This window comes from Novosphingobium silvae (assembly GCF_009856825.1).
GTDB lineage: Bacteria > Pseudomonadota > Alphaproteobacteria > Sphingomonadales > Sphingomonadaceae > Novosphingobium > Novosphingobium silvae.
Genome location: NZ_WVTD01000025.1, coordinates 17794 through 38617 on the forward strand (window position 1 = coordinate 17794; position 20824 = coordinate 38617).

Annotated in this window: 18 protein-coding genes; 17 read left to right on the plus strand and 1 reads right to left on the minus strand. The window is 63.9% G+C overall.

The features are described 5' to 3' along the window. Nucleotides 1-2: 2 nt before the first annotated feature. The 12 genes from GR702_RS19790 (at nucleotide 3) to GR702_RS19845 (ending at nucleotide 10208) form a co-directional block, all read left to right on the plus strand. Nucleotides 3-452 (plus strand): CopG family transcriptional regulator, encoded by a 450-nt coding sequence (locus GR702_RS19790; protein ID WP_160987306.1) that lies wholly within the window; start codon nucleotides 3-5, stop codon nucleotides 450-452. A 167-nt stretch (nucleotides 453-619) separates the two neighbouring features. Further along, nucleotides 620-1603, plus strand: a complete 984-nt coding sequence (trbB, locus tag GR702_RS19795; RefSeq protein ID WP_160987307.1) for a P-type conjugative transfer ATPase TrbB — start codon at nucleotides 620-622, stop codon at nucleotides 1601-1603. Continuing rightward, entirely contained in the window at nucleotides 1600-1932 is a 333-nt protein-coding gene (locus GR702_RS19800; protein WP_047167732.1) for a TrbC/VirB2 family type IV secretion system protein, read from the plus strand. The genes trbB and GR702_RS19800 overlap by 4 nt, the downstream gene beginning before the upstream one ends. After that, entirely contained in the window at nucleotides 1932-2213 is a 282-nt protein-coding gene (locus tag GR702_RS19805; RefSeq protein WP_160987308.1) for a VirB3 family type IV secretion system protein, read from the plus strand. Before GR702_RS19800 ends, GR702_RS19805 begins: the two co-directional genes overlap by 1 nt. 14 nt (nucleotides 2214-2227) lie before the next feature. Then, a complete protein-coding gene (gene trbE, locus GR702_RS19810) occupies nucleotides 2228-4678 on the plus strand; it encodes a conjugal transfer protein TrbE (RefSeq protein WP_160987309.1) in 2451 nt (816 codons plus the stop codon). Next, nucleotides 4678-5463: a P-type conjugative transfer protein TrbJ gene (gene trbJ / locus GR702_RS19815; protein ID WP_202408389.1), complete on the plus strand. Its 786-nt coding sequence runs from the start codon at nucleotides 4678-4680 to the stop codon at nucleotides 5461-5463. Before trbE ends, trbJ begins: the two co-directional genes overlap by 1 nt. Nucleotides 5464-5473: 10 nt before the next feature. Continuing rightward, complete coding sequence (gene trbK-alt, locus GR702_RS19820) at nucleotides 5474-5758, plus strand: putative entry exclusion protein TrbK-alt (protein ID WP_160987310.1); 285 nt, start codon at nucleotides 5474-5476, stop codon at nucleotides 5756-5758. A gap of 3 nt (nucleotides 5759-5761) precedes the next feature. After that, on the plus strand, nucleotides 5762-7123 hold the full coding sequence (trbL, locus tag GR702_RS19825) for a P-type conjugative transfer protein TrbL (protein WP_160987311.1): 1362 nt from the start codon (nucleotides 5762-5764) through the stop codon (nucleotides 7121-7123). Next, nucleotides 7120-7809 carry a conjugal transfer protein TrbF gene (gene trbF / locus GR702_RS19830; protein ID WP_160987312.1) on the plus strand — a complete coding sequence of 230 codons (690 nt, stop codon included), beginning with the start codon at nucleotides 7120-7122 and terminating at the stop codon, nucleotides 7807-7809. The genes trbL and trbF overlap by 4 nt, the downstream gene beginning before the upstream one ends. Next, complete coding sequence (gene trbG / locus GR702_RS19835; RefSeq protein ID WP_160987313.1) at nucleotides 7806-8786, plus strand: P-type conjugative transfer protein TrbG; 981 nt, start codon at nucleotides 7806-7808, stop codon at nucleotides 8784-8786. Before trbF ends, trbG begins: the two co-directional genes overlap by 4 nt. A 68-nt stretch (nucleotides 8787-8854) precedes the next feature. Continuing rightward, entirely contained in the window at nucleotides 8855-9967 is a 1113-nt protein-coding gene (locus tag GR702_RS19840) for a TraB/TrbI/VirB10 family type IV secretion system protein (protein WP_202408394.1), read from the plus strand. Nucleotide 9968: 1 nt separating this feature from the next. Further along, a complete protein-coding gene (locus GR702_RS19845; protein WP_160987315.1) occupies nucleotides 9969-10208 on the plus strand; it encodes a DUF2274 domain-containing protein in 240 nt (79 codons plus the stop codon). Here the strand turns inward: GR702_RS19845 and GR702_RS19850 are convergent. Further along, nucleotides 10203-11096, minus strand: coding sequence for a LysR family transcriptional regulator (locus GR702_RS19850; RefSeq protein WP_160987316.1), 894 nt, complete (start codon nucleotides 11094-11096; stop codon nucleotides 10203-10205). The genes GR702_RS19845 and GR702_RS19850 overlap by 6 nt on opposite strands. Before the next feature lie 691 nt (nucleotides 11097-11787). Here GR702_RS19850 and GR702_RS19855 point away from each other — a divergent pair. From GR702_RS19855 to GR702_RS19875, 5 genes are read left to right on the plus strand one after another with little or no spacing between them, the layout of a single operon-like run. Next, nucleotides 11788-12015, plus strand: coding sequence for a helix-turn-helix domain-containing protein (locus GR702_RS19855; protein WP_160987317.1), 228 nt, complete (start codon nucleotides 11788-11790; stop codon nucleotides 12013-12015). Then, a complete protein-coding gene (locus GR702_RS19860; RefSeq protein ID WP_160987318.1) occupies nucleotides 12012-13106 on the plus strand; it encodes a DNA cytosine methyltransferase in 1095 nt (364 codons plus the stop codon). Before GR702_RS19855 ends, GR702_RS19860 begins: the two co-directional genes overlap by 4 nt. Continuing rightward, nucleotides 13078-13503, plus strand: coding sequence for a very short patch repair endonuclease (locus GR702_RS19865; RefSeq protein ID WP_202408390.1), 426 nt, complete (start codon nucleotides 13078-13080; stop codon nucleotides 13501-13503). The genes GR702_RS19860 and GR702_RS19865 overlap by 29 nt, the downstream gene beginning before the upstream one ends. Further along, complete coding sequence (gene drmD / locus GR702_RS19870; RefSeq protein ID WP_160987320.1) at nucleotides 13500-16622, plus strand: DISARM system SNF2-like helicase DrmD; 3123 nt, start codon at nucleotides 13500-13502, stop codon at nucleotides 16620-16622. Before GR702_RS19865 ends, drmD begins: the two co-directional genes overlap by 4 nt. Nucleotides 16623-16675: 53 nt before the next feature. Further along, entirely contained in the window at nucleotides 16676-20713 is a 4038-nt protein-coding gene (locus tag GR702_RS19875; protein WP_160987321.1) for an Eco57I restriction-modification methylase domain-containing protein, read from the plus strand. Nucleotides 20714-20824 lie beyond the last annotated feature (111 nt).

Genomic DNA, 20824 nt, shown 5'->3' on the forward strand with positions numbered 1-20824 from the left:
CCATGCCCGGACGCAAGAAGAAGGTGCCGATTTCCGTCTATCTCGACCCCGACATCATGGCGACACTATCGGACTATGCAGGCCGACGCGAACAACCGCTCTCCCTGATCGCAGAGGCCGCCATCGCGTCCTTCCTGTCGCCGGACGACGCGGAGCGGCGTGAAGCCGTGGTCGCCAAACGCCTCGACCAGATCGATCGCCGTCTCAACCGCATGGAGCGCGACATCGGGATCTCCGTCGAGACCATGGCCGTATTCATCCGGTTCTGGCTCAACACGACGCCGGCGCTCCCCGAGCCCGCAGCCCAGGCCGCGCGCGCCATGGTCGGGAAGCGCTACGAGGCGTTCATCGCGGCCCTTGGACGGCGCTTGGCCCAGGGACCGAAACTTCGGCAGGAGATCGTTGAAGATGTCGGCGAGTCGCCGCCGAACGCGACAGAGAGCGATCCATAGGCGTCAGCGCGCGTGGATCAATAGCATCGCCCGACCGCCGTTCTCCTGTATTTGCACGCCACGCTGCTACGACGGTCGATACTTGTTGAATCGGCTCAATTCGCGGCTCTTTTAATCACCCCGATCCGGGGATCATCTGTTTTGCCCCGTCAGGAAGCGGGGCAAAAATGACCAATATCAGCCAGAAGCCGGAGGCGTTCGCGCGCGGTGCGCGCATGCTTCGCACCGCGCTCGGCTCGACCATCACCCATCTTCTCGAAGACCCGGCCGTCGTCGAAATCATGCTGAACCCGGACGGCCGTCTCTGGGTAGATCGCCTCTCCGAAGGGCTGGCCGATACGGGTGAGACGCTGTCGCCCGCCGATGGCGAACGCATTGTGCGGCTGGTCGCTCACCATGTCGGTGTTGAGGTGCATCCACGCAGCCCGCGAGTCTCCGCCGAGCTTCCTGAGACGGGAGAGCGGTTCGAGGGCTTGCTGCCGCCAGTTGTCGCCGCACCGGCCTTCGCCATCCGCAAGCCCGCCGTCGCAATCTTCACGCTCGACGATTACGTGGCCGCCGGCATCATGGTCGCCGACCAGGCCGCGACGCTACGCGCTGCGGTGATGGCGCGCGCCAATATCCTTGTCGCGGGCGGCACCTCCACCGGCAAAACCACGCTGACCAATGCGCTTCTGGCCGAGGTCGCCAAGACGGCGGATCGCGTCGTCATCATCGAGGACACCCGCGAGCTTCAGTGCGCCGCGCCCAATCTTGTCGCCATGCGGACCAAGGATGGGGTGGCGACGCTCTCGGAGCTGGTCCGCTCTTCGCTACGCCTGCGCCCCGATCGCATTCCGATCGGCGAGGTGCGCGGTTCCGAGGCTCTCGATCTCCTGAAAGCATGGGGAACCGGCCACCCCGGCGGCATCGGCACGATCCACGCCGGGAGCGGCATCGGCGCGCTGCGCCGCCTTGAGCAACTCATCCAGGAGGCCGTCGTCACGGTCCCGCGCGCCCTGATCGCAGAGACCATCGATCTTGTTGCCGTCCTCTCCGGCCGCGGCTCCGCGCGCCGGCTCGCCGAACTCGCCCGTGTCGAAGGGCTCGGCCCGGACGGCGACTACGCCATCACCCCCGCAACCCTTGACCGCACAGGAGCCCCAACATGATCCGCACCACGATGCGCGTTCGCCGCTATGCCGCGACGGCCGCCGCCTTCACCTACATCAACCTCGTCCTCGTTCCCGCCGCCCATGCCTCCGGCTCGTCCATGCCGTGGGAAGCACCGCTCCAGAAAATTCTCGAATCCATCGAAGGGCCGGTCGCCAAGATCGTCGCCGTCATCATCATTATCGCCACTGGCCTGGCGCTGGCGTTCGGTGACACGTCCGGCGGCTTCCGGAAGCTGATCCAGATCGTCTTCGGCCTCAGCATCGCGTTTGCGGCGTCGAGCTTCTTCCTGTCGTTCTTCTCATTCGGCGGCGGGGCGCTCGTCTGATGGCGGCGGCGTTCGAACAACTCGACGCGGTGCCGGGTTTCACCGTCCCGGTTCACCGGGCGCTGACCGAGCACATTCTGCTCGGCGGCGCACCGCGCGCGCTCGCCATCCTGAACGGCACGCTGGCCGGAGCCGTGGGCCTCGGCCTGCGCCTCTGGCTCGTGGGTCTGCTGATCTGGGTCGTTGGCCATATCGCGGCCGTGTGGGCTGCAAAGCGCGATCCGCTCTTCGTCGAGGTCGGCCGCCGCCACCTGCGCATCCCCGCTCATCTGTCCGTCTGAGGAGGCGCATCGCCATGATGAATCTTGCCGAATATCGCCGCACCGCAACCCGCCTCGCTGACTATCTGCCCTGGGTCGCGCTCGTCGCCGAGGGCGTCGTGCTTAACAAGGATGGCAGCTTTCAGCGCACGGCCCGTTTCCGCGGCCCTGATCTGGACTCCGCGGTCGCTGCCGAACTGGTCGCCGTCGCCGGGCGGCTCAACAACGCTTTCCGCCGTCTCGGATCGGGTTGGGCCATCTTCGTCGAGGCGCAGCGGCACGAGGCGTCGATCTATCCGGCAGACCTGTTTCCCGACGCAGCCGCAGCGCTCCTCGATGCCGAGCGCAAAGCCGATTTCGAGGAAGCCGGCGCGCATTACGTCTCCGGCTACTATCTCACCATCACCTATCTGCCGCCGGCCGAGGACGCCGCGCGCACCGAAGCCTGGCTCTATGAGGGCCGCGAACGCGCTGGCATCGATCCGAAGGAAATCCTGAACACCTTTGTCGACCGCACCGATCGCGTGCTGGCGCAGCTCGACGGCTTTATGCCGGAATGCCAGTGGCTCGATAGCAACGAGACGCTGACCTATCTCCATTCGACCGTCTCGACCAAACGGCACCGCGTCCGTGTGCCCGAAACGCCGGTCTATCTCGACGCGCTGCTCGCCGACCAACCGCTCACCGGCGGCCTGGAGCCGCGTCTCGGAACGGCGCATCTGCGCGTTCTCACCATTGTCGGTTTCCCAACCGCGACCACACCCGGCATCCTCGACGATCTCAATCGGCTCGCCTTCCCCTATCGCTGGTCGACGCGCGCCATCCTGCTCGACAAGACCGACGCGACCAAGCTGCTGACCAAAATCCGCCGCCAATGGTTCGCGAAGCGCAAAAGCATCGCCGCGATCCTGAAAGAGGTGCTGACCAACGAGGCGTCCGCGCTGGTCGATACCGACGCCTCGAACAAGGCGGCGGACGCCGATCTCGCCCTTCAGGAACTCGGCGCTGACTACGCCGGCCAATCCTATGTCACCGCGACGATCGCGGTATGGGACAACGATCCCCGAATTGCCGACGAGAAGCTTCGCCTCGCCGAGAAAGTCATCCAGGGCCGCGACTTCACGGCCATGACTGAAACGATCAATGCCGTCGATGCCTGGCTGGGCTCATTGCCGGGACATGTTTACGCCAACGTGCGCCAGCCCCCGATCTCCACGCTGAATCTCGCCCACATGATCCCGCTCTCGGCGGTGTGGGCGGGGCCGGAACGGGACGAGCATTTCGGAGCGCCCCCCTTGCTGTTCGGCAAGACCGAGGGCTCGACCCCGTTTCGGTTTTCTCTCCATGTCGGCGATGTCGGTCACACGCTCGTCGTCGGCCCGACCGGCGCCGGCAAATCGGTGCTCCTCGCCGTCATGGCCTTGCAGTTCCGGCGCTACGCCGGTGCCCAGATCTTCGCCTTCGACTTCGGCGGTTCGATCCGCGCCGCCGCGCTCGCCATGGGCGGTGATTGGCACGATCTCGGCGGCGATCTCACCGAGGGCGTGGACTCCTCGGTCGCGCTCCAACCGCTCGCGCGCATTCACGACACGCCCGAACGCGCCTGGGCGGCCGACTGGATCGTCGCCATCCTGATCCGCGAAGGCATCGCGATCACTCCCGAGGTGAAGGAGCACCTTTGGTCGGCGCTGACCTCGCTGGCATCGGCGCCGGTCGAGGAACGCACGATCACCGGCCTCACGGTGTTGCTCCAATCGAACGACCTGAAGCAGGCGCTGCGACCGTATTGCGTGGGCGGCCCCTATGGGCGGCTACTCGACGCCGAGGCCGAACATCTCGGCTCGGCATCGGTGCAGGCGTTCGAGATCGAGGGACTGGTCGGGACTGGCGCGGCACCCGCCGTCCTCGCCTATCTCTTCCATCGCATCGGCGACCGTCTCGACGGCTCGCCGACGCTGCTCATCATCGACGAGGGCTGGCTCGCACTCGATGACGATGCCTTTTCCGGGCAATTGCGCGAATGGCTGAAGACGCTGCGCAAGAAAAACGCCAGCGTCATCTTCGCCACGCAGTCGCTGTCCGACATCGACAACAGCAACATCGCCCCGGCCATCATCGAGAGCTGCCCGACAAGGCTGCTCCTGCCGAACGAACGCGCGATCGAGCCGCAGATCACGGAGATCTATCGGCGCTTCGGTCTCAACGACCGCCAGATCGAAATCCTCGCGCGGGCCACGCCCAAGCGCGACTATTACTGCCAGTCGCGGCGCGGCAATCGCCTGTTCGAGCTGGGTCTTTCCGAAGTCGGCCTCGCGCTCGCCGCCACCTCCTCCAAGACCGACCAGTCCGAGATCGCGCGCACAGTCGCCGAGCATGGCCGCGAGGGCTTTCTCGCCGCCTGGCTGCGCCTGCGCGGCGCCGAGTGGGCCGCAGACCTCATCCCTGACCTCACGAACCTCACCCCTCAGCAGTCCGAGAAGGAGTAATGACCATGAATACGCTTCGTTCACGCCCGCGCGCGATGTCGCTCGCGGCCTTCATCCTGGCGATACCGCTCGCCGCATCGCCGGTGCTGACCGCGCCAGCGCACGCGCAATTCGGCTTCGGCGGTATCGTCTATGACCCTACCAACTACGCCCAGAACGTCCTGACGGCGGCGCGGTCCCTCGAGCAGATCAACAACCAGATCCGCTCGCTTCAGAACGAGGCGCAGAGCCTCATCAACCAGGCCAAGAATCTGGCGAACCTGCCGTACTCGGCGCTCCAGCAGATTCAACAGAACGTCCAGCGCACCCAGCAGCTCCTCGGCCAGGCGCAGAACATCGCCTTCGACGTCCAGAACGTCGATCGGATGTTCCAGCAGCAATATGGCAGCGTCTCACTGTCGTCGTCGGACGCCAAGCTCATCACCGACGCTCGCTCGCGCTGGCAGAACACCGTCGGCGGCTTGCAGGACGCCATGCGCATTCAGGCCGGTGTCGTCGGCAATATCGACAGCAATCGCACGCAGATGTCGAACCTCGTCAGCCAGAGTCAAGGCTCGCAGGGTGCGTTGCAGGCGACACAGGCCGGCAATCAGCTTCTCGCGCTGCAATCGCAGCAGCTCTCCGACCTGATTGCGCTGATCTCCGCCAACGGCCGGGCCACGGCGCTGACTGACGCGGAGCGCGCGGCGGCGGCTGATCAAGGCCGGGAGCAGCGCCGCCGCTTCCTCACGCCGGGCGCGGGCTATCAGCCCGGCAACGCGCAGATGTTCGGCAACGGCAACTGAGGTCGCGGCCATGGACGGCAAGATGCTGGCCCGGCTGGGCGCCATCGTTTTCGTATCGTTCGCCATCACGGCGACGGCGATCGAGATGGCCCGGAAGGACGCGGCCCCTGAAACGGAGCGCGTCCACGCTGTCGAACCCAAGCGCGATGCGCTCCGCGAAGGGCAGCGCCGGTGCCAGCAGCTTGGCCAGGCAGCGGCGAGCGATACCGACTGCATGCGTATCTGGGCCGAGAGCCGCGATCGCTTCCTCGGCCGCCCCCCGGCGCCTGCCGTCCCGACAACAGAAGGACGGTGAACCATGGGCGGCGCAGGTGTCATCGACAATTTCCTCGGGGTCTTCACCTCCTACATCAACAGCGGGTTCGGAGTGCTCGGCGGCGAGGTCGCGTTCATCGCCACAACGCTGATCGTCATCGATGTGACGCTTGCCGCCCTGTTCTGGAGCTGGGGCGCGGAAGACGACATCATCGCCCGGCTGGTGAAAAAGACGCTCTTCGTCGGCGTCTTCGCCTATCTCATCGGCAACTGGAACAACCTCGCCAAGATCGTCTTCGACTCGTTCGCGGGCCTCGGCCTCAAGGCTTCCGGCACCAGCTTCACCGCGCAGGATCTGATGCGACCCGGCAAGGTCGCGCAGACCGGGCTCGACGCCGCGCGCCCCTTGCTCGAATCCATCTCCGACCTGATGGGCTGGATCGCGTTCTTCGAGAACTTCATCCAGATCGCCTGCCTGCTGTTCGCCTGGGCGCTGGTGCTGCTCGCCTTCTTCATCCTCGCGATCCAGCTCTTCGTTACCCTGATCGAATTCAAGTTGACGACGCTGGCGGGCTTCGTCCTCATCCCGTTCGGCCTGTTCGGCAAGACCGCCTTCATGGCCGAGCGCGTGCTGGGCAATGTCGTCTCATCCGGCATCAAGGTGCTGGTGCTCGCCGTCATCATCGGCATCGGCTCAACGCTGTTCAGCCAGTTTACGGCCGGCTTCGGCGGCGCAACGCCCACAATCGACGACGCCATGGCGATTGTTCTTGCCGCGCTATCGCTGCTCGGGCTCGGCATCTTCGGCCCCGGCATTGCTGCCGGCCTGGTCAGCGGCGGACCACAACTCGGCGCCGGTGCGGCGGTTGGCACCGGGCTTGCCGTCGGCGGTGCCGGGCTCGCAGCTGGTGGCGCGGCAGGCCTTGCCCTGAAGGGAGGAGCGGCTGCGATGTCTGGCGGCGCTGCCGCCGTGCGGGGCGGTGCGGCAGCGGCAGGCGGAGCCGCCGCGGCCTACAGTGTCGGCTCGCTCGGCCAGTCCGGCGCAGCCGGTGTCGCCTCTGGTCTCGGCGGTGTCGCCCGCGCGGCCGGCGCGGCCACTGTGTCACCCCTGAAACGCGCGACGTCGCGCGCCGCCGAAGGCGTCAAGTCCAGCTTCTCCGAAGGTGCGAAGGCAGGCTTCGGCGCAACGGGCGGCTCCTCGACCATGGGCACGATACCCGGCTCAGGCTCCACAGGCGAAGCCGGCGCCGCAGCGCCCCGCGACGGTCCGCCCGACTGGGCCAAGCGCATGAAGCGCCATCAGTCCCTCAGCCACGGAGCCACCCTCGCAGCGCACGCCGTCAAATCCGGCGACAGCCACGGCGGCGGCTCTTCCGTCAACCTCTCCGAAAGTAACCGCTCATGAGCCTCTTCAAACGACCCGCCGCCCACTATGGGAAATCGCCCGAACCCGAAACGCCGTATCAGCGCGCCGCGCAGGTCTGGGACGATCGCATCGGTTCGGCTCGCGTCCAGGCCAGGAACTGGCGCATCATGGCCTTCGGCTCGCTGTTCCTGTCGGCCAGCTTCGCCGCCGCGCTGGTCTGGCAGTCGGCGCGCGGCACCGTCGTTCCCTGGGTCGTGCAGGTCGATCGGCTCGGCCAGGCGCAGTCCGTTGCACCGGCGTCGGCCGACTACCGCCCGACCGATCCCCAGGTGGCCTGGCATCTTGCCCGCTTCATCGAGCAGGTCAGAAGCATCCCGGCCGATCCGATCATCGTGCGCCAGAACTGGCTGCGCGCCTATGACTGGACCACGGATCGCGGCGCCGGCGCGCTCAACGACTATGCCCGCACCAACGATCCCTTCACCAAGGTCGGTAAACAGCAGATCGCCGTCGAGGTTTCGAGCGTGATCCGCGCATCGGCGGATTCCTTCCGCGTGGCCTGGACCGAGAAACGGTACGAGAATGGCCAGCTCGCGGGCACGGAGCGATGGACCGCGATCCTCACCATCGTCATCCAGACGCCGCGCGACGCCGACCGGCTGCGCGCCAATCCGCTCGGCATCTACATCAACGCCATCAACTGGTCGCGGGAGATGTCCCAATGAGCACGTCTCTGCGCATGTCCGGCTCTCCGGCTTTCCGTACATCCGCTTTGGCGATGATGCTGCTCTCGGCAACGATGCTGGCGGGCTGCGCGACCTTCAAACCCCCCACCATCAGCTACGACAGTGACGTGCCGCCGCTCCCAGCCGTGCCGGCGCCGGTCACGGAACAGCCGCCGCGTCCGCTGCACACGCCTCCCGCCTGGACGGTCGCGCATGGTGGAACCGTCGCGAATACGCCGAGCGGCCGCGTGGAAAACGCCAATGCTGCGGCGCGTGTCGAGCCGCGACGCGAGGGCTATTATAACGCCATCCAGATTTATCCCTGGAGCGAAGGCGCGCTTTACCAAGTCTATGCCGCGCCCGGCCAGATCACCAACATCGCGCTCGAGCCGGGCGAAAGCCTGACCGGCGCAGGTCCAATCGCCGCCGGTGACACCGCCCGCTGGATCATCGGTGACACCGAAAGCGGTTCCGGCCTATCGCGCCGCGTCCACATCCTCGTCAAACCGACGCGCCCTGACATCACCACGAACCTGGTCATCACGACCGACCGCCGCATCTACATGCTCGAGCTGAGGGCGGAGGCGAAACCCTATATGCCGGCCGTTGCGTGGGCTTATCCCGCGCTACCGGCATCGCAGCGCGGAACCGTCCCTGCGACGCCTATCATTCCCGCTGCCGCCGCGCGTCACTACCGCTACGGCCTGACCGGCGACACGCCGCCCTGGCGGCCGGTCGCCGTCTATGACGACGGCAGGCGTGTGTATGTCGAATTTCCACGCGGCATCGCTCAAGGCGAGATGCCGCCGATCTTCGTCCTCGGCAACGACGGCGAGCCGCAGCTCGTCAACAGCCGCATCTACCAAAACATCCTGATCGTTGACCGCATCTTCGGAGCCGCCGAACTGCGTCTCGGCAGCGGCAAGCAACAGCAGACCGTCAGGATCGTGCGAACCGATGGGAAACCTGCATCATGAGCGACACCGACCACGACAATGCCGAACCGCTGGATCAATCGACTCCCGTCGTCGATACCTCATCGTCCATGCGCCTGCGGGCGGAACCTCCGCGTGTCACCCGGCTGTCGCGCAAAGTGCTCGCCGGCGTCGCCGCGGTTGCCCTCGTCGGTATCGGCGGCTCTCTCATCTACGCGCTCCAGACCCGTGATCCCGGCAAGAGCGCCGACGAACTCTATTCGACCGACAACCGCACCACGGCCGACGGCCTGGCCGGCCTGCCCCGCGATTACACCGGCCCGGTCCTCGGCCCGGCGCTGCCTGGAGACCTCGGCCGCCCGATCGTCAGCGCGCAAAATCAGGGGCATCCTGTCGTGCCGCCCGCCATGGCGGCACCGGGGCCTGATCCCGAGGAACAACGTCGCCTCGCCGAATCGGAGGCCGCCCGCACCAGCCGCGTGTTTTTCCAGGCCGGTCCGGCCGCAACGTCGGCGACCGCTGGCCCGAATGTCCCGGGATTTGCCGGCGTGGGAGCTGGCACACAACCAGGTGCCGAGACGCCTCAAGATCGACAACTCGCGTTCCTCAATGCTCCCGTCGACCGCCGCACCATTGCAGCCGACCGCATCATGGCGCCAGCATCGCCCTATGTTCTCCAGGCGGGCGCGGTCATCTCGGCCGCCCTCATCACCGGCATCCGCTCCGATCTGCCTGGACAAATCACCGCGCAGGTGACGGAGAACATCTACGATAGCCCGACCGGCCGCATCCTCGTCATCCCACAGGGCACCCGGATCATCGGCCAGTACGACAATAGCGTCCAATACGGGCAGAGCCGCGTGCTTCTCGTCTGGAACAGGCTCATCCTCCCGAACGGCCGGTCCATTGTGCTAGAACGCCAGCCCGGAGCCGATACCCAGGGCTATGCCGGTCTGGAGGACGGCGTCGATTACCATTGGTGGGATCTCGCCAAAGCGGCGGGGCTCTCGACGCTTCTGTCAGTCGGGTCCGAGCTTGCCATCGATGACCAGGACCGGCTTCTGCGCGCCATCCGCAATGGCGGCCAGGACACGATCAATGACGCTGGTCAGCAGATCGTTCGGCGCCAGCTCAACGTCGCGCCGACGCTGACGATCCGGCCAGGCTTCCCTGTCCGCGTGATCGTCACCCGCGATCTCGTCCTCGAACCTTACGGAGGCTGACATGACGAAATTGAAGCTCGGCCCGATCACCGAGGAAAGGCCAGTGAAGGCGACGCTGGAACTGCCCGCATCGCTTCACCGGGATCTCGCGGCATATGCCGAGCTGCTGGGAAGGCAGACCGGCCAGCCTGTGCGCGATCCCATCCAGCTGATTGTACCGATGCTGGAGCGCTTCATCGCCACCGATCGCGGGTTCGCCAAGGCCCGGCGCGCGAAGCCCGCGGGCGATGCCAGTTCATAAATCCACGCCCTGACGACGCGCCATCATCTTCGCCATGCTGACAAAGCGCCTGAGCGCCGGATTGTCGTGCTTTGGCGACCACACGCCGTTGAAGGGAAGGACCTCACCAATGATCGGCCGATAGCAGATGCCCGGCACATGGGCGGCTGTCGTCGCTTCGCTCGTGACCGTCAGTCCGCTGCCGATCGCGACGAGCGTCAGCAGATTGTCGCGCCCGACAAACTGCGCCTGAATCTTCGGGTGATGGCCGAGATCGGCGACCCGCTGGACCAGATAGTCATGGACCTCCTGGCCCGGCGGTACATCGCTGACGATGAAGGTCTCGTGCGCCAGATCATGCCACTTCACCTCCTCTTTCCGGGCAAGGGCATGTGCTTCCGGCAGCACCACGAAAACACGTTCAGACCAGAGATAGGTGGTCTCGCATTGAGGCCACTCCAACGTCCCTGTCAGAAAGGCGATGTCCAGCCGGAACTGCCGGATCGCGGCGACATGCTCCGCGGGATTGCCGTCGACAACCTCGACATACACGCCAGGGTGCTCTGCGGCGAAGGTCCGGAGAAGATCTTGCAGGAACCCCGAAGCCAGGGACGAGAAGATGCCCACGCGCAATTGACCTTCTGTGCCGCGCCCCACCGCGTCCACGATCTCCGCGCCTTCATTGATGTATCGAAGAACCTTTTGGGCTTTCGACAAAAGCCGCTGTCCGGCAACGGTCAGGCATACACCGCCGCTGTGACGGTGAAACAGCGCAGAGCCGAGCCCGTCTTCCAGGTCGCGAATCCGGCGGCTGATCGTGGACTCCTGTACGCCCAACGCTACGCCCGCCTTGCGGAAACTCCCATGCTCGGAAGCCGCCACGAAATACCGCAGATGTCGAAAATTCATGTTGTTACCTAACGATTGTTTTGGGTCCTTTGCTGATTGCTTGAGAAGGTGCTGGAGGCTGCCGGCGACTGGGGGCTGCGCTCGCGCCACATGTTCTGTGTCGTATCTGATTTGCACGCCAGAACACGGCGTAGCTCTACACCCATCAAATCGGGCTTTCGTTCCGCATGATCTATCGCCTTCTATCCGCCTTCACGGACGAATGAAGGATATTTTTCAATTAATTACGGAGTTGAAACCCTCTTGAGGCGCACCATCAGGCGTCGTCAGCTCCGGGAAATAGCGCCTCTGGCCGATACGACCATCTACGACATGGAACAGTGAGGCGAGTTTCCTCAGCGCTTTTACCTGTCGGCCCGCTGCGTCGTGTGGGAACTCACCGAGGTCGAGGCAGGCTTGATGTTTGCCTCCAAACCTCGCGAGCCAAGATCGTCCAGCGCGTGCCCATATCCGTCGTCCAGCTTCGAAAAACACGCCCCGTGCAGTCGGTCAGTCATCGGAAGGTACGCTTCTCCACACCATCCTCCAGGGACCGGGAATCGATGGAACACCTTGCTTCTCGCAATAACCGATCCAAATCGGACAAGATCATGCCAAATCGGCTTAAATCTGCTTTACTCGCCTCTATATCGGTGGAATAGTTCCACATCCGCTTCGACCGGAGAAAGGGCGGCTTGTGTCTGATCGCTGGATGTCCGTCGAAGAAATCGCTGCTTACCTAGGGGTAAGCAAAGATACCGTCTATGGTTGGATAGCAAAAAGAGAAATGCCTGCTCACAAAGTCGGAAGACTTTGGAAGTTTAAGTCAGAAGAAGTCGATTCATGGGTGCGAGCGGGAAAGGCCTCCGACGAGAGCAATGAACCGTCAGTAAGGGATGCGCGAGAACCGGAACGCCGCGCTTCGGGGGAGAAGAAATGAGCGAGGTGGCGTGTATCGACCTGTTCTGCGGTGCCGGAGGTTTGACGCACGGCTTGATTCAAGCCGGTGTTCCAGTCGTCGCCGGCATTGACGTCGATACAGCCTGTCGTCTCCCCTACGAAGTCAACAACGGCGCGCAATTCCTCGTCAAGGACATCCAGAACGTAAGCCCGGCGGAGCTGAACAAGCTATACGGCAACGCCAAAATCCGGGTCCTCGCCGGCTGCGCGCCCTGCCAACCGTTCTCGACCTACTCCCAGCGCTACGACACCCTCACCAGCCCTCGTTGGCCGCTGCTGTATCAGTTCGCCCGTCTCGTGAAATCTGTCCGTCCCGACATCGTGACCATGGAAAACGTACCCCTGGTCCAAAAGCATGCCGTCTTCGACGACTTCGTCGCCACTCTTCAGCGGCTTGGCTACAAGGTTTGGCAAAATGTCGTGGACTGCACGCAATATGGCCTGCCTCAGACGCGACGCCGCATGGTCATTCTGGCGAGTTTGATCGGCCCCATTGAGCTGATCTCGCCAACCCATAAAAAGGCGAAGTCGGTCAAGGACGCCATCGGGAAATTACCCGCCATTGCGGCGGGGAGTGTTCATGAGAATGATGCTTTCCACGTCTCGTCCAGGCTTTCCGATTTGAACCTTGAGCGCATTCGCGCGTCCCATCCGGGCGGCACCTGGCGTGATTGGCCCGAGCGGCTCGTAGCTGATTGCCACCGGCGAGAAACTGGCCGCACCTACCCTGGCGTTTATGGACGCATGGCATGGGACGATCCGTCTCCGACGATCACCACGCAATTCTACGGCTTCGGCAACGGTCGCTTCGGTCATCCGGAGCAGGATCGAGCCATCTCCCTGCGGGAAGGCGCCATCCTGCAAGGGTTCCCCAAAAAATACGCCTTCGTCGAAAAGGGTAGCCCAGCACATTTCAAGGCATTGGGTCGAATGATCGGCAATGCCGTCCCAGTGGCCCTCGGCAAAGCGATCGGGCAAAGCATCGTGACCCATCTCGGTGTTGATGCGCGGACGGATCAGGCGAAGAAGGGAGGCACCGCGGATGTCGCGCGTAAGCCCCTCGTCGCATGAGGCGAGCCTCCGCATGGCTCGGGTGCGGCAGAAGGGCACCGACGCCGAACTCTCGTTGCGCAAGGAGTTGCACGCGAGAGGGTTGCGCTACCGTTTGCAAGTCCCGCTTCTGACCAAGCCGAGGCGCGTCGCCGACATCGTGTTTCCCCGCGCCAAAGTCGCCGTCTTCGTCGATGGGTGTTTTTGGCATGGTTGCCCGGCGCATGCCTCCTGGCCGAAGAGCAACGCGCAATTTTGGCGTGACAAAATCGAAACCAATCGCGCCCGAGACACGGATACCGATCAACGCCTCAACGCTTCGGGCTGGCGTGTCATCCGCGTATGGGCGCATGAGCGCGCCGGCGAAGCGGCCGAACGCATCGAAAACGTCGTTCGAGGCGGGAGTGGGTTGCAATGATCGTCGGAGATGCGAGTAGCGCAGCGGCACAGATCGCGCACCACACGATCCCGGAACCCGGCCAGTTGGTCGAAGCACGTCGGCGGCAATGGATCGTGTCGGATGTCGATAGTGGATCGACGGCGCCGAGCCTTCCCAAACGCCATCTCATCCGATTGACGTCGATCGACGAAGATGCCCTAGGCGAGGAAATCGAAGTCCTATGGGAGTTGGAGCCCGGCGCTCACGTCATTGAGCGAGCTGGCCTGCCGCGCATAACGGGCTTGGATGATCCGGCATCCCTAGAAGCTTTTCTTGATGCCGTCCGATGGGGTGCCGCCACCAACGCCGACAGGGCCTATCTCCAGGCTCCTTTCCGCAGCGGTGTCAGCATCGAGGATTTTCAGCTCGATCCATTGGTGCGAGCCATCGACATGGCCCGCACCAGCCTGCTCATCGCGGATGATGTTGGCCTCGGCAAGACGATCGAAGCCGGTCTCGTGGTCCAGGAAATGCTCCTGCGCCATCGCGCCCGCACCGTGTTGGTGCTGTGCCCAGCGTCCCTTCAGGAGAAGTGGCGCACGGAGATGCAGGAGAAATTCGGTCTCGACTTCCGCATCGTCGATACAGAGTTCGTCAAGCGCCTGCGTCGTGAACGTGGCCTGCACGCCAATCCCTGGACTTCGTTTCCTCTGCTCATCACGTCGATGGATTGGGTCAAACAAGGCGAAGGACTGCGCCTGTTCCGAGATGCGCTGCCGCCTACCGTTACCCATCCTCGAAAATTCGATCTCTTGGTCATCGACGAAGCGCACAACATCACGCCCACGGTCGGACACTACGCAGTCGAGAGCCTCCGAACCCGGCTGGTGCGACTGCTCGCGCCGCATTTCCAGCACAAGCTGTTTCTCACCGCCACACCCCATGACGGCTACACCGAGTCGTTCACCGCTCTGCTCGAACTGCTCGATGACCAGCGCTTCGCGCGAAACGTCCTGCCGAGTGAGCCCCAGCGCGCTCGCGTCATGGTGCGGCGGCTGAAGAGCGACTTGGTGGATGCGAACGGCAAACTGCTTTACCCGGTGCGGCGTCTCGAAGCTCTCCCCATCAAGTATGACGATGACGAGAGGCAGATCCGGCGCCTTCTCGGCGATTACATATCGTCACGCGAGAATGGCGAGGGTGGCGCACGAGCGGTCGATCGCTTCGTCCACCAATTACTGCACAAGCGTCTTGCGTCGTCACCCGCCGCGTTCGCGGCGACGCTGGAAAAGCACATAGCCACGATCGAAGGCCGTTCGTCGGCCGACCAGACCCGGCGTAAGCTGGATGATCGCATCCTTCGCCGTGCCATATCGAAGGCCGAAGAAGACTATGCCGACGACGCATTGCGCGAGGCGGCGGAAGACGATGCGCTAGGCGAAGCCGCCAAACACATCCGGCCGCCCAGTGAGCAAGAGCGGCGGATGCTGGAACGCCTGCGCTCCTGGGCGCAGCAAGCATCGCGCAGGGCAGACTCCAAGGCGCGCGCGATATTGGAGTGGCTGGCCGAGAACCTTCAGGAGGGTGGCGAATGGACGAATGAGCGGGTCATTCTCTTCACCGAATACCGGACGACGCAGCAGTGGATGCAGGAGACGCTCGTGTCGCACGGCTTCGGCGGCGACCGGCTCGCGCTGATTTATGGCGGCATGGATCACGACGAACGCGAGGCTGTGAAGGCGGCGTTCCAAGCCAGCCCTTCGGAGTCGCCGGTCAGAATCCTGTTGGCGACCGACGCGGCATCCGAAGGCATCGACCTTCAGAACCACTGCCACCTGATGATCCATCTGGAAATTCCATACAATCCCAACGTGATGGAGCAGCGGAACGGGCGCATCGACCGCCACGGCCAGCGCTCCAGCGAAGTGGTCATCTGGCATCCGGTCGATGACGAAGGCGATCACGGGCAAGACATCCTGCGGGCGCTTCGGAAGCTCGACGCCATGCGGGCCGACATGGGGAGCGTCAATCCGGTCATCGCCCCGCAGCTCCCGGACCTGATCGAGGGACGGCGGCGCGACCTGGATACACGGCTGGCCGAAGTACGCATGGAAATGTCGCGTCGCTTCGTCAGAGCCGAACGCGATCTCCGGGATCGGGTCGCAAAGCTGCACGAACGCCTCGCCGAGACCAAGCGCGAGCAAAACCTCACCCCCGATCACATCGAGAGGGCGGTGAGAGCGGCTCTGCGCCTTTCGGACAAACCGGACCTCGGGGCCACGTCTCTGTTCGGTGCTCCAGAAGGAACCGTCTTCACCATGCCGGCGCTGTCCGGTTCATGGACGCGGTGCCTGGAAGGTCTGGAGCATCCCTATACGACGAAGGTCCGCCCCATCACGTTCGACCATGATGTGGCGAAGGGGCGCGATGACGTCGTCCTGGTGCATCTCAATCACCCTCTCGTCCAGATGAGCCTGCGCCTGTTGCGCGCCGAAATCTGGGCGCGGGACGACGTGAAGAAGATCCACCGCGTCTCCGCCCGGTCCTTGCCCGATGGACAGCTCGAAGGCCCCGCCGTCATCGTGGTTTCTCGATTGGTCATCACCGGCGGCAGCCATCATCGCCTGCACGAGGAACTCACCGAGGCCGGCGGTTATCTGCGTGACACCGGCTTCCGCCGCGAAGACCGCGTGACAGAGGTGCGTCGATGGCTCCAGGATTCCTCCCCCGCCGTCTTGCCTGATACGACCTTCGCGGCGCTGCGCACGCGCTTCGATAAGCAGCGTGACTCAGTGTTGGGATCGGTCGATGCACGCTCCAAGGACCGCCTGCGCTTCCTGTCCAATTCGATCGACACCCGTAAGGAACGGGAGAGCGACGATATCCGGCAGGTGCTCGACGATCTCGACAAGGCCCTGCGGACCGAACTCGTTGCCGACCGCGAGCCGCAACAGCTCTCGCTCTTCTCCGAGGACGAGCGCACCCAACTCCGACGCGATCACGCCGCCCTCGAGGCGCGACTCGCCCGTATTCCGCTGGAACGGGAGCAAGAGGTGCGCGCCATCGAGAACAGGTATTCCAATGTCCGGGACCACACTTTTCCCGTCGCGGTCATCCTGCTCGTGCCAGAGTCCTTGACGAAGGGGCAGCCTCGATGAGCACCAACCACGACTGGCTCAACCTCATCGAGGTGTCGGGACCGTTCCTCGCGATGCCCGTGCTGCGCGACGTGCTTCCCCAGGGATTGGAAGCCCTGATTTCCGGCCGCCCGCAGCGGCTGCGCGCCGCCTATGACGAATGGCGCGATGCGGTCGATGCGGTCGATGCTGACCTGACGGCGATCCATTCGGCGTGGATCGACGAGGTTCTCCAGAGCGCCCTGGAGGTCGACGATCAGGTTTTGCGCCAGGCAGCGACTTTGCCGGAGCGGCTGAAGGTGTCGCTGCCCGAGCACGGCGTCACGATCGCGCCCGACCTCGCGATCGTCAATCCAACCCAAGACGACGCCCCGCTGTTGCTCGTCCAGCTCTACGATCCCGACACCGATCTCGACTCCACCCGGAATTATGACGGGCTGGCGACGACTCCGGGCGACCGCATGGTGTCGCTGCTTCGCGCCGTCGGATGCCCGATCGGTCTCGTAACCAACGGCGAACGCTGGATGCTCGTTCATGCGCCAGCCGGCGCGGTCGCGAGCTTCGCCAGTTGGTACGCCCGCCTCTGGGGCCAAGAGCCCGAAACGCTCCGCGCCTTCGTCAGCCTGCTCGGGGTTCGTCGCTTCTTCGGCCCCGAAGCCGAAAGGCTGCCGGCGCTGTTCGAGCGGTCGCTGAAGCATCAGGATGACGTGACCGACGCGCTCGGCGAACAGGTCCGTCGCGCGGTGGAAGTGCTGGTCCAATCCCTCGACCGCGCCGACCAGGACCGCAACCGGGACCTGCTGCACGACGTCGATCCTAAGGAACTCTACGAGGCCGGCCTCACGGTCATGATGCGGCTCGTCTTCCTGCTGGCGGCGGAAGAGCGCGGCCTGCTCCTTCTCGGCGATCCCCGCTACGACGCCTTCTACGCGCTCTCCAGCCTGCGGATGCAGTTGCGCGCCGACACCGAGGAGATACTCGAACGCCGCCGCTCGGCATGGTCGCGGCTGCTCGCCCTGTTCCGTGGCGTCTATGGCGGTATCGACCATCCGCTGCTGCGACTGCCGGCGATGGGCGGCTCGCTCTTCGACCCGGATCGCTATCCTTTCCTCGAAGGCCGCAAGAGGGGCACGAACTGGCGGAGCGATCCCGCCGAGCCCCTGCCGATCGACGACCGGACGGTCTTGCTCCTGCTGGAAGCGATCCAGACCTTCGAGGGCCGCACGCTGTCCTACCGCGCGCTCGACGTTGAACAGATCGGTCACGTCTATGAGGGACTCCTCGAACGCACGGTCCAGCGCATTGATGACGTGACGCTCGAACTCGACGGATCGGCCAAGGCCAAGAATGCGCGCGTCGCGCTCGGTGAGATCGAGTCCGCACGCCTCGACGGCGCCGCCAGGATCGTCGATCTCCTGAAGGAGCGGAGCGAGCGTTCCGAGCCCGCCATTCGCAACGCCATCGGCCGGGAACCGGACGAGCGCGTGGCGGCACGGTTACTCACCGTCTGCCGTGGTGATGTGGCCCTGCGCGACCGCATCCTACCCTTTGCCGAACTCTTGCGGACGGACCCGTGGGGATACCCTCTGGTCCATCACGCCGGCGCTTTCGTCGTCGTCCTCGGCGCCGACCGGCGCGAGAGCGGGACACACTACACACCCAAGAGCCTGACCGAGAAGATCGTCGAAGAAACGCTGACGCCGATCGTCTATCGCGGTCCGGCCGAAGGCGCGGCGCGCGAGGATTGGAAGCTCAAGAGCGCCGACGAACTCCTCGACCTCAAGGTCTGCGATCCCGCGATGGGATCGGGCGCGTTCCTCGTGCAGGCTTGCCGCTGGCTCGCCGACCGACTTGTCGAAGCCTGGTCCAACATGGAAGCGGCGGGCGGGCGGATCGACGACGAAGGCCGCATCCGTCCTGTGGATGACACGGCCGGTTTCGAGCCGCTGTCGCGCGACACCGAGGAGCGCGCCATCCTCGCGCGCCGCCTGATCGCCGAACGCTGCCTATACGGCGTCGACAAAAACCCGCTCGCGGTCGAACTCGCCAAGCTGTCGCTATGGCTGACGACGCTCGCCAAAGGGCGACCTTTCGGCTTCCTGGATCACAACCTGCGCAGCGGCGATAGCCTGCTCGGCATCCACGATCTCGGCCAACTCATTGAGCTGGAAATGAAGCCAAAGGGCAAGGCGCAGCTTCGCCTTTTCGGCCGGACGATCCGGTCGGCCGTCGACAAGGCGCTCGCGCTTCGCAGCCAGCTTCGTTCGATCCCCATCCGCGACATCGGCGATGTCGAGGCTATGGCAGCGCTCGACGCTCAATCGAGTGCAACGCTTGCGACGTCGGAGCTAGTCGCGGACGCCTTCATCGGCCTCGTAATCGCGACCGGAAATGGCGGAGACTTGGAAAAGCGTCTCGCTGCCCTCTCCACGGCGGCCGACCGAGCTTCAGATGGTGGGGCCGACGCTTGCCGGTCTCTTGCGGCGCAGGCCCAGTCCGACCTCATGAGTGACTTTGTCGCCGAACAGCGTGGACGTCCTTTTCATTGGCCGCTGGAATTTCCCGAGGTTTTCCTCCGCGCCGATGGTGGTTTCGACGCTTTCGTCGGGAATCCGCCGTTCCTTGGCAATAGATTGTGGAAGGGAACCTACGGAGCTGCCTACCAGCGTGTCGTGCAGATGATCTTGGAGGTGGCGCCCGGAAAGATCGACCTCTCGGTCGTCTTCCATCGTCGGGCGGCCACGCTTCTGAGACATGGTGGAACCTATGGATTGTTGGCGGCGAACAACATCGCCGAAGGCAGCGCTGTTTCCGTTGGGCTGGAACGTATAGCCGCCGAAGGAGACTTCTACTTCTCCCGCAAGGGTATGCCGTGGCCAGGGGCGGCCTCCACCGTGATCGCCATGGCGTGTTTTCGGAAGGGAGGATGGATCGGGCTTCGGAACTGCGATGGCATTGCATGTGAGAAAATCGGTCCCCGACTCCAACCCGAGATCGGCGGAGGATGGGAACCGAAGGCGCTCACCGACACCCTGTTCGCCTTTGCTGGGGTCGATAATAGCAAGGGGTTAGCGTTCGTCCTCGCCGAGGAACATCCCTGGTTCGATCGCCTTCGCTCTGAAACCGGCTCTCTGCTGCGCCCCTACATTACCGGCAACGACATCACGAGCACTTCACTCACTCGCGTTGAGCGTTGGGCTCTCGACATCGCCGACCTGCCGCTGGAAACGATCGAGAGCGAGTGGTCGATCGCCTATCGGTTTCTCATCGAAATCGTATTGCCCACACGAACCACGAAAGACCTTAAAAGTTACAAGGGTCTCGTCGATCGGTGGTGGCAGTTCTGGAACCATCGCGCTGCGCAAATGCGTCAGCTTCGTGCCCGCCCCCAGTTCATAGCGTTTGCGAAGGCCGCAAAGTATCCGATCTGCGTTCTGGCGCCAACGGAGTGGATATACACGAACAAAGTCGTGCTCGTGGAAAAGGCCAACGAAAACGTCCACCCGATATGCTTGAGTTCCATGTTCCAAATTTGGCTGCGCAATTATTCTGTTCGCAGCCTCGGAGGGGACAACAATACGCTGACACTCTCCGTCAGTGAAGCGCTTGGGACGTTCCCATTCCCAAAAGGGGATGTGCCTGAAGATGCCATCGCCGCAGCCAGAGATTTTCAGGACACTCTCGTTTCATGGAGCCGTCGAAACTCGGCTGGCATGACGGACGCGATGAACGCCGTTCATTCATCTGCTTCCCAAGACGTTGAAATCGTCGCGATGCGCAATCTTCTCGAACGCATCGACGCCGGCGTGGCGGATGCCTACGGCTGGAGTGATCTGGACCTCGCTCATGGCTTTCAAGATGATACCGATGATGGAGATGCAAGCTCCAGCCATCACGGTCTGGATGAGCAAACGCGCGATCTCGTGCTTGCCAAGCTCATTGAGCTGAATCGCCAGCTCTATGAAGCGACGGTGCCAGTTTCCGGCGCTGGTAAAGAACGCCCAAAATCCGGGAGGGGCAGACGTCGATCATCTTCAGACGCTGGATTGCTTTTTGAAGATGCCGGAACAGATGAGACATCGGCCCGCGCCCGTCCTGACGTGACCCCCTGAAACTCCTCCAGGAATAGCTAGAGTCCGCCCCTCGAAAGGACGGACAGAATGAAGCGATCACGGTTCACAGAAGAGCAGATCATCGGGATCCTGCGCGAGCAGGAGGCCGGT